The organism is Amycolatopsis sp. NPDC054798, assembly GCF_053611505.1.
Genome location: NZ_JBSHAM010000030.1, coordinates 1 through 12,354 on the forward strand (window position 1 = coordinate 1; position 12,354 = coordinate 12,354).

General features: G+C 68.9%; 12 protein-coding genes. 2 read left to right on the forward strand and 10 right to left on the reverse strand.

Translation table 11 applies throughout. The annotated features are described in order from the left end of the window. Positions 1-29: 29 nt before the first annotated feature. Entirely contained in the window at positions 30-563 is a 534-nt protein-coding gene (locus ACWGIC_RS19825) for a GNAT family N-acetyltransferase (RefSeq protein WP_452077402.1), read from the reverse strand. A 146-nt stretch (positions 564-709) separates the two neighbouring features. Here ACWGIC_RS19825 and ACWGIC_RS19830 point away from each other — a divergent pair, with 146 nt between their 5' ends. Next, positions 710-2,164 (forward strand): class I adenylate-forming enzyme family protein, encoded by a 1,455-nt coding sequence (locus tag ACWGIC_RS19830; protein ID WP_452077403.1) that lies wholly within the window; start codon positions 710-712, stop codon positions 2,162-2,164. Position 2,165: 1 nt separating this feature from the next. Here the strand turns inward: ACWGIC_RS19830 and ACWGIC_RS19835 are convergent, their stop codons facing one another. From ACWGIC_RS19835 to ACWGIC_RS19855, 5 genes are all read right to left on the reverse strand, one after another. Then, the gene (locus ACWGIC_RS19835) at positions 2,166-3,437 is read right to left on the reverse strand and encodes a histidine kinase (protein ID WP_452077404.1); all 1,272 of its coding nucleotides are present in this window, start codon (positions 3,435-3,437) and stop codon (positions 2,166-2,168) included. Further along, complete coding sequence (locus ACWGIC_RS19840) at positions 3,422-3,805, reverse strand: DUF1707 SHOCT-like domain-containing protein (protein ID WP_452077405.1); 384 nt, start codon at positions 3,803-3,805, stop codon at positions 3,422-3,424. Before ACWGIC_RS19840 ends, ACWGIC_RS19835 begins: the two co-directional genes overlap by 16 nt. A gap of 8 nt (positions 3,806-3,813) precedes the next feature. Further along, entirely contained in the window at positions 3,814-4,374 is a 561-nt protein-coding gene (locus tag ACWGIC_RS19845) for a DUF1707 SHOCT-like domain-containing protein (protein WP_452077406.1), read from the reverse strand. Between the two features lie 54 nt (positions 4,375-4,428). Then, complete coding sequence (locus ACWGIC_RS19850; RefSeq protein ID WP_452077407.1) at positions 4,429-6,222, reverse strand: acetyl/propionyl/methylcrotonyl-CoA carboxylase subunit alpha; 1,794 nt, start codon at positions 6,220-6,222, stop codon at positions 4,429-4,431. Positions 6,223-6,323: 101 nt separating this feature from the next. Next, a complete protein-coding gene (locus ACWGIC_RS19855) occupies positions 6,324-6,623 on the reverse strand; it encodes an SAV_915 family protein (RefSeq protein WP_037816056.1) in 300 nt (99 codons plus the stop codon). 50 nt (positions 6,624-6,673) lie between these two features. Between ACWGIC_RS19855 and ACWGIC_RS19860 the strand changes: the two genes are divergently transcribed. Next, positions 6,674-7,393, forward strand: coding sequence for a hypothetical protein (locus ACWGIC_RS19860; RefSeq protein ID WP_452077408.1), 720 nt, complete (start codon positions 6,674-6,676; stop codon positions 7,391-7,393). A gap of 42 nt (positions 7,394-7,435) precedes the next feature. On the opposite strand, the gene ACWGIC_RS19865 is transcribed toward ACWGIC_RS19860, so the two are convergent. The 4 genes from ACWGIC_RS19865 to ACWGIC_RS19880 form a co-directional block, all read right to left on the reverse strand. Beyond that, entirely contained in the window at positions 7,436-8,782 is a 1,347-nt protein-coding gene (locus tag ACWGIC_RS19865) for a dicarboxylate/amino acid:cation symporter (RefSeq protein WP_452077409.1), read from the reverse strand. 103 nt (positions 8,783-8,885) lie between these two features. After that, the gene (locus ACWGIC_RS19870) at positions 8,886-9,497 is read right to left on the reverse strand and encodes a Maf family protein (protein ID WP_452077410.1); all 612 of its coding nucleotides are present in this window, start codon (positions 9,495-9,497) and stop codon (positions 8,886-8,888) included. Positions 9,498-9,940: 443 nt separating this feature from the next. Beyond that, complete coding sequence (locus ACWGIC_RS19875; RefSeq protein ID WP_452077411.1) at positions 9,941-11,560, reverse strand: DHA2 family efflux MFS transporter permease subunit; 1,620 nt, start codon at positions 11,558-11,560, stop codon at positions 9,941-9,943. Beyond that, complete coding sequence (locus ACWGIC_RS19880; protein ID WP_452077412.1) at positions 11,541-12,149, reverse strand: PadR family transcriptional regulator; 609 nt, start codon at positions 12,147-12,149, stop codon at positions 11,541-11,543. Before ACWGIC_RS19880 ends, ACWGIC_RS19875 begins: the two co-directional genes overlap by 20 nt. Positions 12,150-12,354 lie beyond the last annotated feature (205 nt).

Below are 12,354 nucleotides of genomic sequence, written 5' to 3' on the forward strand. Positions count from 1 at the left end.
CCTGTCGCGGTGAGAACCGCGACAGGCACTCACGACGGCTTGAGCTCCCACCTGATGAGCGTTTCCCCGCTGGGCGAGGGCCGGTCCTCTGGCCCGACGCGGGTGAACCCGGCCCGTCGCGCCACCACCGCGGACGCGGTGTTGCTTTCGTCGTGCCGATAAGCGATTTCGCGCAGCCCCAGGCGGTCGAACCCGAACTGGATCGCGGCCGAAAGCGCTACTGCCGCAATGCCTTTGCCTCGTTCGGCAGGATGCGTCCACACCGACGCCTCCGCGGTGCCGAAGTCGAGGTCCAGATCGCGCAGCCCGACCTCGCCGAGCAGACGGCTGGTCGCCGGATCGGCGACGGCCCACGAGCAGCGCTCGTCGCACGCCCACTGCGCGGCACGCAGCGTCACGTACTCGGTGGCTTCGTCGGGGGTGCGCAACCGGTAATTCAGCACGTACCGCCGATGCCGCGGGTCGGCGAACGCCTCCATCAGCGCGGGCCGGTCGTCGAGATGCCGGTCCGCGCGCAGTTGACGCAGGTAGTACGCGCCCGCGTTGATGTCCACGGGTTCCACGACTCGAGCCTAACCGGCAGAATGCGGGCAGCGGCTGCGTGCCGTGTCACGTCCGTCGCGACGCGAGTGAAAACTCCCTGCCGTTTCGGGCAGCACTAGGCGAAAATCCGTCGCGGCGTGATGAGCACGCTGGCAGCGTTGCCGGTATGCCGGACAATCTGACCCAGTTTGCCGCCGAACACGCCCGTCTGCACGGATGGGACGACCTGCCCGCTTTCCTCGCCGACGACCGGATCTGGACGTTCGCCGAGGTCTACACCGGGGCCGCCCGGGTCGCGGGCGGTTATCGAGCCGCCGGGCTGACCCGCGGCGACCGCGTTCTGCTCGCGCTTCCGGACAGCATCGAGATGGTCTGGTGCCTGCTCGGCGCGTGGCAGGCCGGAATCGTCGCGATTCCGGTGAATGTCCAGATGAGCCAAGACGATTTGACCCGCGACATCCGCACTGCCGAACCCGCGCTGATCGTCGCCGACCCGGAAACCGCGGGCTGGCTCGACGCCGCCGGTCTCGCGTCGACCACCAGTGCGGAGCGGCTGGCTGCCGGGGAGCCGGAGACGGAGTTCGCGCCGGGCGGAGACCATCCGTCGCACGCGATGTTCACGTCCGGGACGACCGGTGCGCCCAAGCTGTGTTTTTACCTGCACAGCAATTTCGATCCGTCGATGCTCCGCACGGACGGGGTCGGCACGGTCGCGCTCTCGGTGTCGCGGATGTACTTCTCCGGCGGGCTGTTCTCCTCGGTGATGGCCACGATGTACACCGGTCAGACGTCGGTGCTTTCGCGGCCGCGCGCGACCCCGGCCGCCGCGCTGGAGCTGATCCGCCGCCACAACGTCGCGAAGCTTTTCGCGCAGCCGAGTTTCTACGCGCGCCTGCTGCTTGAACCGGGGCACGCCGAGACTCTCGGACAGTTGCGCGGCGCGATGTGTGCTGGCGAAGTGCTTTCCGCGCGGTTGCGCGAGAAGCTGGTACTGGTCTTCGGCGATCGGTTGACGAACCTTTACGGCGCTACTGAGGCCGGTGGATACGCCGCGGGCTGCCCAGCGGACTACGCGGATGTGTCCGCGGTCGGGCCGGTCTTCGAGGGGCGTTCGGCACGCGTAGTGGTCGACGGGCAGGAGGCGGCGGCCGGGGTGCGGGGCGAACTGCAGTTTTTGGTCCCGTACGCCACTCGGGGTGTCGCTCGCGGCAGCCTCGGCCCGGATCAGGTGACCGACGTCTGGTGGTCGACGGGCGATCTCGGGTCGATCGACGAGCAGGGCGTCGTCCACGTCTACGGCCGGTTGGACGACGTCGAGGTGATCGGCGGGCAGAACGTCGTCCCCGGCGAGGTCGAACAGCTCCTCGAAAGCCACCCGAAGGTGCGGGAAGCAGCGGTCAGCGCGGTGCGGCGCGAGGCGGGGGACACGACGCTGCGCGCTTATGTGGTCACCACTTCGGGCACCGGCGACGACGACTTGAGCGCGGAATTGGTCGCGCTGACTCGGGAACACCTGTCGTGGTACAAGGTGCCGCAGGACGTGACCTGGCTGGATGCGTTGCCGCGCAACGCGAACGGCAAGGTGTTGCGGCGGCAGCTGCGTGCCGCGGGTGGGCAGTGACTTAAGCGGACGAAGGGATCGCCGGGAACTCCGCGTGCACGGCGGTCCCTTCCCCTCGCGCGGACTCGATGGTCAGCGAACCCGCCACCCGTTGCACTCGCTGGCGCATCGCCTCCAGGCCGAAGCCGGTGCCGTCGCCGCGGTCGCCGGGGGCGAAACCCCTTCCGTCGTCGCGGATATCGAGCATGACCAGGTCGCTGGTGTAGGTCAGGGTGATGCCGATCCGGCTGGCGCACGCGTGTTTTTCGGCGTTGGCCAAGGCTTCCTGCGTCACCCGGTACAGCGCCACTTCCAGTTCCGGCAGCAACGGCCGCGCGTTGCCTTCGACATCGGCGGTTACCTCGGCTCCGGAGGTGCTGGACGCTCGATTTGCCAATTCTGCCAACGCTTCCGGCAGATTCGAGTCGGCCAACGGCTCTGGCCGCAACGCCTGAACCGCCCGGCGGGCCTCGGTGAGACTGTCCTTCGCCAGCGTGTGGACGTGGTCGAGATGCCGTTGCCGATCCGCGGCTTCGGTGGCCCGGTCGGCGGCTTGCAGTTGCGTGACGATGCCGGTCAATCCTTGGGCGACAGTGTCGTGAATTTCGCGAGCCATTCGCTGGCGTTCGTCGAGCACCCCGGCTTCTCGGGCTTGGGTAAGCAGTTGGGCGTGCAATGCCGCGTTTTCCGTTAAGGCCGTTTCCAGTTTCGCGTTCGATTGCGCGAGTTTTTCGTTGGTACGGCGGCGTTGTTCGTTCTCCGCACCGACGAACCACGCCACGTACAGAATCGGGCCGACGATCGAAACCGCGGTGATCCACGGCGGTGACGGCTGCCAAATTCCCTTGGCCAGCAACGGAACTATCGCCGTCGCGGCTGCCGCGAAGATACTCCAGCGCACCGGGAACAATACGAACGCGATCGGATAGCCGATCGAAGCGAAGGCGGTGAACGGGTCCAGCCGGGAGGTGAGCATGGTCGCGCCGGCCAGCAGAACGACAAAGAATCCGATGGCCAGCCACGGTTTTCGCGTGCGCTGCGGGAAAACCGGGATCAGCACCAGCAGCCACAGCCCGCTCGCCGCGGCGAGAAGCAGGGTGGTGCGCCACTGCGCGGGAGCACCGTGCGGCTGACCGGCGGCGATGATCGTGCACACCGCGAGCGCCAGAATTCCGATCCCGGCGAACACCGGGCCCGCCCACCGCTCGGCCTTCGGGTCCACCGAACCCGGCCGCAACCCCATCATCGGGCTGGGTCGCGCCGAGCGTTCTCGCGGGCTCAGCGCCGCCGCCATCCGCTGAACAGGATCAGCAGCAACGGCAGCGCGAACACGATCAGCAGCCGTCCGCGGGTCACGATGAGCACGACGACCGCCAAGGCGATCGAAAGCGGCACCGAATACCGCATCACGAACCCGCCCAGCCTGCCGTTTCCAGCGGACGGCACGACCGGTTCCGGCCGGGCCGTGGCCAGCAGCGCGCTCGGCCGCGGCGAGGGCAGGTCGTCGAACAACGGCTCCAGCTCGCTCACTAGCTTGGCGGACGTGACCTTCGCCGAACGGCTGCCGTATTCGTCGATGTCGAGGCGTCCGGTGCGGACGTGCTCGGAGAGGACGTCGAGCGCGTCCTGTCGTTCGGCGTCGCTCAGCCGCAGGTCAGCCATGGCCCGCCTCAGCGGTCGAGACGGCGCTGGCGCCGGTGCTCGTCGCGCATCGCCCGGAACTCCTCGCGACGCTCCCGGTGCCGGTCGTGGTGGTGATGGTCATGATGCTCGAAACCCTTGCCCCAGAGCGCACGGCCGACCGCGGTGAGCGCGATCGGCGCGAAAATGACCGGCCATCCCGCGGTGCCCGTGGCGATCAAGGCGATCGCCGCGATCCACACCAGCGGAATCAGGGCGGCGACGAGGCGTTGCCCCGGCGACCACTCCTGTTGCCGCGCGGCCACCTCGCCGGACGCCGCGGGCTGCGGCACCGGCATCGGCGGGGGAGGTGCCACGGCCGGTTGCGGCGCGGCGGGAGTGCCCGCGCCGAACATCGGATGCGGTACCGGCAGATCGACGAACAGCTCGCCCAGTTCGCCCCGGGTCTTGGCCGCGGTGATCCGGGCGGATCGTTCGCCGAACTCGTCGATGTCGATCCGCCCCGCGCTCATGTGCTCACCGAGCGCATTCAGCGCGGACTCTCGCTCCTGGTCGCTGATCCGCAGCTGCGGAGACGGAACCTCAGTCACGTAGTCGATGGTAGGCCGCGCGAGCGCGCGGCACCCACGACATTCAGCACAACTTCAGTCCTTGAGTTCCAAGAGTTGTGTTCCCTGGGTGACCGCGGAACCGATCTCGACCGAAAGCCCGGTGACAGTGCCCGCTTTGTGTGCGGTTACCGGGTTTTCCATCTTCATCGCTTCGAGCACCACGATCAGCTCGCCCGCCTCGACGTGCTGGCCTTCCTCGACCGCGATCTTCACGATGGTGCCCTGCATCGGCGCGGTGACCGCGTCGCCACTCACCGCTGCCTTCGCGCCGCCGGCCCGCTTGCGGGGCTTGGCTTTCGTCGCCGCGGGCGCGCCGCCGCCCTCGAGGGCGAACCCGCCCGGCAGCGACACTTCGAGCCGTCGGCCGCCGACCTCGACCACGACGTTCTGCCGCGGCGCCTCTTCCTCGGCCTCGACGTCCGGCGCGGTGAACGGCTCGATCTTGTTGTCGAACTCGGTCTCGATCCAGCGGGTGTGCACGCTGAAGCCGTTTTCGTCGCCGATGAACGCCGGGTCGTCCACGATCACGCGGTCGAACGGCAGCACCGTGGCCATGCCCTCGACCTCGAACTCGGCCAGCGCGCGGCGGCTGCGCTCCAGCGCGTTCTGCCGGTCCGAACCGGTGACGATGAGCTTGGCGAGCATCGAGTCGAACTGGCCGCCGATCACGCTGCCGGATTCGACGCCGGAATCGACGCGCACGCCCGGCCCGGAGGGAGCGACGAACTTGGTGACCGTGCCCGGCGCGGGCAGGAAGCCGCGCCCGGCGTCCTCGCCGTTGATGCGGAACTCGATCGAGTGGCCGCGCGGCGTCGGGTCCTCGGTGATCCGCAGCTTCTCGCCGCGCGCGATGCGGAACATCTCGCGGACCAGGTCGATGCCGGTGGTTTCCTCCGAAACCGGGTGCTCGACCTGCAGGCGGGTGTTCACCTCAAGGAAGGAAATGGTGCCGTCGACCGCGACGAGGTATTCGACGGTGCCCGCGCCGTAGTAGCCGGCCTCCTTGCAGATGGCCTTGGCGGACTCGTGGATCCGGGCGCGCTGGTCGTCGGACAGGTACGGCGCGGGGGCCTCTTCCACCAGCTTCTGGTGGCGGCGCTGCAGCGAGCAGTCGCGGGTGCCGACGACGATCGCGTTGCCGTGCTGGTCGGCCAGCACCTGCGCCTCGACGTGCCGCGGCTTGTCCAGGTACCGCTCCACGAAGCATTCGCCGCGGCCGAACGCGGCCACCGCCTCGCGCGTCGCGGACTCGAACAGTTCAGGGATTTCTTCCCGCGTGCGGGCGACCTTCAGGCCGCGGCCGCCGCCGCCGAACGCCGCCTTGATCGCGACCGGCAGGCCGTGCTCGTCGGCGAACGCGATGATCTCGTCGGCGTCCTTCACCGGCTCCTTGGTGCCGGGCACGAGCGGCGCGCCCGCGCGCATCGCGATGTGCCGCGCGGTCACCTTGTCGCCGAGGTCGCGGATCGACTGCGGGCTCGGCCCGATCCAGGTCAGGCCCGCGTCGAGGACGGCCTGGGCGAATTCGGCGTTCTCGGAAAGGAAGCCGTAGCCGGGGTGGACCGAATCCGCGCCGGACCGCTTGGCGGCGTCGAGGATCTTGTCGATCGCGAGATAGCTTTCGGCCGCGGTGGTCCCGCCGAGGGCGAACGCCTCGTCGGCGAGCCGCACGTGCGGCGCGTCGCGGTCCGGGTCGGCGTACGCGGCCACGCTCTGCAGGCCGGCGTCCTTCGCGGCCCGGATCACGCGAACCGCGATCTCGCCCCGGTTCGCGACCAGGATCTTGGTCACCGGACCGCCTGCGCTCGCGGTGTCCTGCTCGCTCACCACATACCTCCCGTGCCCGTCGCCGCGCTGCTGGTCAACCGGGAGTCTACGGACCAGGACAGGGCCTGGATTGAGAGGTGGACCACCCAGCTCGGTCCTGTTTATACCCGTCCGGCCGGGGCCTGATGCCGCAGTTCGGCCGGTAGTTCGGAGTCGAGCACGATGACGTCGTAGGGGTTGACCTGGTGCACGAGCGCCAGGTTCTCGGTGTTGACCAGGATCCACGGCTGGTGCTCGCCGCAGCAGTCGACGAGCCGGTCGAGCGCGGTGAAGGCGACCAGCGCGGTGCGGCCGTCCGGGGTGCGGCGCAGTTCGACGTTGGCTCCGGTCTGGCCGTCGGTGGTCGGGCCGGTGGGGCCGGTCGGCAGGTAAAGGGCCGGGGGCAAATTGGGGTTCGTCACTCGGACAACATAGACGGCCACGGTGCGCAAGGTCGCTTACAGTCTCGGATATGCGGACTTGGCCGAAGCGCGTCCCGCGATCCGCGCTGCTCACCGCCGTTCTCGCGGCGGTGGTGACGGCGGCGGCGCTCGTCGTGGTCGTCGTGCTGCGCCCGAAGCCGGACGGCGCGGAGACCATGATGCCGAGGGAACCCGCCGCGGCCCCGGTGGAAGCACCGTCCGCGACCTGCGGAAACGGTCCGTGCAAGCAACTGGCGGCGGTGAGCGTCGGCGGTACCCCGGTCGTGTTGCTCGCGGACGCCTCGGGCGGATTGGGCCGGGTCCAGGTCGGAACGCAGCCGTTCGAACTGGCGATCACGGCCATGGGCGCGAAACTGACGGCCACCTCGCTGCGCTGCATCGACGGATCGACCGCCGCGTGCCTGATCCGCGGCGACGCGGCCGGCGGCTCGTACGGCGAACTGCTCACCGAGTCCGGCGGGGTGTGGCGCGATTACGGCAAGCCGTATTTCTCGGACGCTGGCTCGCTGTCGCTCTACGACGTCAGCCAGGACGGCCGTCCGGACGTGATCGTCGTCCGGCACGAGTGCCCGCAGGCGGTGTCCGGCTCGCCGCGCTGCCAGGCGTCGCCGGTGGTGGCGGAGGTCTACGAACTCGACGGCGAGGTGATGGGCTGCACGAGCACCGTCACCGCGCCGTCGAATTTCCGCGGCTGGCCGGACGTCGAGCTGAAGAAATCCCAGCTGCGCCGTTGTTCCGGCAACTCGTGAGCGGCAATCCCGGTGAGAACCGGGATCGCCGCTCACGAGGCGTCAGGCGGTGGCGGGCCGGGCGGCGCCGCCCTCGTCGCGGTGGTTCGGGCGAGCGGTCTGCGTGCTGAGGATTTCGTCGTCGAGCAGGCCCTCGCTGCGGGCGACGATCGTCGGGACCACGATCTGGCCGGCGACGTTCGTGGCCGTGCGCATCATGTCCATGATCGGGTTCACCGAGTAGATCAGCGCGATGCCGAGCGCGACCTGCTTGGCGTCGAGGCCGATGAACGCCGTGGTCAGGGTGAGCGCGGTCAGCCATCCGGTGGTGCCCGCGGTGGCCAGCGCGCCGACCACGGCGACGACCACGATGCCGACGTACTGCCCGAAGCTCAGCGGCACCCCGGCGAGGTTGGCGATGAAGATCGCGCCGATCGCCGGGAACACCGCGGCGCAACCGTCCATTTTGGTCGCGCTGGCGAGCGGGGTGGCGAAGGCGGCGTAGCCGGGGTCGACGCCGAGGTTCACCGCGGACTGCCGGGTCAGCGGCAGCGTCGCCGAACTCGACTGCGACGCGAAGGCGAACTGGATCGCGGTGCCCGCCTTGGCGAAGAACGTCAGCGGGCTCACCTTCGCGACGAACTGCAGCAGGATCGGGTAGACCACGAACAGGATCAGCAGGCAGCCGACGTACACCGCGATCGTGGTCGACAGCAGCGGGCGGAACAGCGCGTCGCCGTAGTTGGAAACCGCGGCGCCGATCAGGCCGATGATGCCGATAGGGGCGAGCCGCACGATCCAGCCGAGGTAGCGCTGGACGATTTCGAAAACGCTCGTGGTGAAGTCGACGAACGGCTTCGCCTTGTCGCCCAAGCTGTAGGCGGCGGCGCCGATCACGACGGCGAGGAAGAGCACCTGGAGCGTGCTGCCCTCAGCGAAGGCGGAGAAGAAGTTCTCCGGCAGCAGACCCTTGATGAAGGCGTCCCAGGAACCCCAGTGGCTCATGCTCTTCGCGGCCTTGTCGGCGTTCTTCGCGGTGGCCGCGACGCCCTCGCCGAGCCCGCCGGAACCGGGGTTGAACAGCTTGCCGATCGCGATCCCGATCAGCGAGGCGATCAGCGACGTGATCGCGAACCACAGCACGGTCTTTCCGCCGAGCCGCGCGGCGGTGCGGCCGCCGCCGAGGCCGCGCAGGCTGTTGATGCCGACCACGATCGCGGTGAAGACCAGCGGGATCACCGCGATCTGCAGCAGGGTCGTGAAGATCGTGCCGATGTGGTCGAGGGTGTCGGTCAGCCAGCCGGCTTCAGTCGTCCGCGCGAGCACGCCGAGGCCGGCGCCCACGACAAGCGAGCCGAGGACGGCCGCGGCGAACACGCGCGGCTTGGTGTACGTCCTGACGAAGGACATGTGCCACCCCAGGGAGGTCGAGAGTTTCCGCTGGCCCGGGTGCGGGCCAGCGCCGACTTTCCCTGATCACTCGTCCGAGTGACACATCGTCCCAGTATGTGAACTATTTCCACATCTCGGTGACGCTGACACCCACCTCTGCGAGGAGCTGGCGCAGAAGCGGAAGGCTGATCCCGATCACACTCGACGGGTCCCCCTCGACGCCCTCGACGAACCACCCGCCGAGCGCGTCGAGCGTGAACGCCCCCGCGACGTGCAGCGGTTCGCCGGTGGCGACGTAGGCGTCGATCTCGGCCTTGCTGGGGTTGGCGAAGTGCACGGTGGTCGACCGGGTGCCGGAGGCTTCCTTGGTGCGCTGCCCGCCGTCGAGCCGGACCACGGCGTGCCCAGTGAGGAGGACGCCGGAGCCGCCTGCCATCCGGGCCCAGCGCTGCTTCGCGATCTCGGCGGTGGCGGGCTTGCCGACCATCTCGCCGCCGATGGAAAGCATGGAATCACAGGCGACGATCACGGCGTCCGGCTCGGAGACCATCTCGACGACGGCGTTCGCCTTGGCCTTGGCGAGAGCCGAGACGAGTTCGTCGGGAGCCGGATCGGTGAGCGCGGCCGCGACGGCGTCCTCGTCGACGCCGGACACGACGACAGCCGGATCGAGACCGGCGCTGCGCAACACGGCAAGGCGGGCGGGGGACTGGGAGGCGAGGACTAGACGCACGGTCGCACGCTACCTCGGCGAGGAGGGGCGGGGTGGGGCGTGGTCCAGGGAGGGGGCTGCGCCGGGGCGCGGTCGCACGCCGGGGCGCCGACGTGGTCTGGGGGTGGGGTCTGTCTAGGCGGGCTGGGGCCGGAGAGGTCGCGGATGCGGATTTGCGGGCCTCAGCGCAAACCCTCATGCACCGGCCCGCAAATCTGACGTCGCAACCGCAGCGTCGTTGCTGTGTGATGCGGGGGTGTTTGAGCGGGTTCGGTCGTTCAAGGCTGGGGGAGCGTTGAGCAGCAACCGCGATACCGCTGCTGCGCGTTGCAAGGCGTGCTCAAGCCGCTCCGCTTTGCCCGCTCCGGACCGGGAGCGCGCTGAATGAGGAGGCTCTTCCTCCCCTCGCCGCCTGCCCTGCCCCGGCTGGGTCGCGCCCAGCCGGGGCCAGCAAGGTCACCCGTTCATCGCACCGGTTCCGGGGCCGGGGCGGTCGGCGCTGCCGCGTGCCGTCGAGGCGACATCCGGCGCAGTGCGGCCGCCGACAGGACTCCCAGCACCAGCACCGCGATCGGCAGGATCAGGGTCGCCCTGGCGGCGTCAGTGAGTCCATTGTGGACCACTTCGCTGGCGAGACGGCCTGCCTGCGCGGCGATGTCCGCGGGAAGCCCAGGGATCGCCCCCGGACCGCCGGAGGAGCCGAATTCGCCGGTGGACGCGGCGGCGTGGGCGATTCCCTCGGTGAACGGGGCGCGGTACTGCTCCGGCAGTTGCGCGGCCGCGGTGGCGGCCTCGCTCGTGATCGAGGCGCTGATCCTCGCCTGCAGGAGCACGCCGATCGCGGCGCTGCCCAGCACGCCGCCCACCTGGCGGGCGGTGTTGAAGATGCCCGAGGCGGTGCCGGTGAGCCGCGGCTCTACCGACCCCATCGTCAGGTTGCTCATCGGCGAGAAGATGCACCCCACGCCGAGACCGCACACCAGCAGCGCCGGGATCAGCGCCCACGGGCTCGTGTCCGGCCGTGCCTGCAGCGCGATGATGCCGATGCCCGCCGCCAGCAGGGCCAGGCCGCCCATCACCAGGTACTTGCCGTTGATTTTGTCCGAAGCGCGGCCCACGAACGGCGCGATCACGCCGGACAGCAGCGACATCGGGGCGGTGAGCAGACCGGCCATGGTGGGGGACAGGCCGAGCACCGTCTGGATGTAGATGATCAGCGGCAGGAACATGCCGGTCATGGTGAAGCCGACCGTGGTCGCGGTGAGCGTGCCCGCGGAGAAGTTGCGGTTCGCGAACACCGCCAGCGGGACCAGCGGTTCCCGGCGGTTGTAGTGCTGCCACAGCACGAAGGCGATCAGCAGCGCCACGCCGGCTCCGATGATTTCGAAGACCGTGATGCCGCCGAACACCGTGCCCCAGTCGTACTGCTGTCCATTTTGGACACCGAACACCACGCAGAACAGCCCGGCCGCGGACAGCAGGATGCCGATCAGGTCGAACGAGTGCGAGTGCTTCGGCTGCCAGTCCGGCACCAGCCACAGCGTCAGTGCGATGGCGATGACGCCGATCGGCACGTTCACGTAGAAAATCCACTCCCAGCCGAGGTGCTGCACCAGCACACCGCCCAGCAGCGGGCCGGTGATCGTGGCCAGTCCGGCCACGCCGCCCCACGCACCCATCGCCGCGCCGCGCTTCGCGGGCGGGAACAGGTGGCTGATGAACGCCAGCGTCTGCGGCGTCATCAGCGCGGCGCCGAGGCCTTGCACGGCACGGGCGGCGATCAGCATCTCGACGTTGCCGGAAAGCCCGCACCACAGCGACGAAGCGGTGAACACGACGAGCCCGGCGACGAACACGCGCTTCGGGCCGAAACGGTCGCCGAGGCGGCTGGTGAACAGCATCGGCACGGCGTAGGTGAGCAGGTAGACGCTGATCACCCACACCACCGAGTTCAGCCCGGCGCCGAGGTGCTGCAGCATGGCGGGCACCGCGATGGACACGATCGTGGTGTCCAGCAGGATCATGAAAAACCCGATGCAGAGCGCGCTGAGCGCGGCCCACGGGTTAACCGGTCTTGCGTTCATGGTCTTCCTTGAGCTTGAGTTTCTTGTCCTGGAAAGGGATCCGGCCGCTGTCGAGGTCCGAGAACAGCTGCTCGATCCAGTCCAGCTCGAACTTCCGCTGCGCCGCGCTGTAGCGGAAGTCGAGCCAGTAGATGTCGGGGGTGCCGTCGGATTCCAGCCGGTCGATGAGCACCTCGTCGGCCGCCACGGCCGCGCGCAGCCGGGTGATGCGGTGCTCCAGTTCGACCAGCGCCACGTCGCGCCCGAGGTCGTCGATCACGGCGAGCCCGCTGAGCACGTCGCTGTAGTCCGGCACCACGTCGCCCAGCATTTGCCGGGCTCGTTCCTGGAAGGCGTCTTTGCCCGCCGCCGTCATCGCGTACACCGTGCGTTCGGGGCGTCTGCCGTCTCGCTGTGTCTCGACTACATCGATGAAACCGTTGCGCTGCAATCGATCCACCGTGTGATAGAGCGAGCCGGCCTTGAGCTTCACGCGGGTTTCGACGTGCCGTTCCCGCATCAGCTGGGCCATTTCGTACGGGTGCATCGGCCGCTCGTGCAGCAGCTCGAGCACGGCGACGCCCAGTGCCGTGAGCTTGGCCGCGACCATGACGCTGTTCCTCCAGGAGATCCAATAGGGTGATCCATCGTGGGTTATTCCACATGGACTATACGGTGTGGAGCAAGCTGCGGTCCAGTGTGATCTGTGCTGGTGAGCAGCTTGTCGCTGACGGTGATGGGTGCTGCGTGATGGGGAGAGCGTAAGCGGGAGCACCGACAAAAAACGGGGATCGCCTGTTCGACGGCCCTTTCCA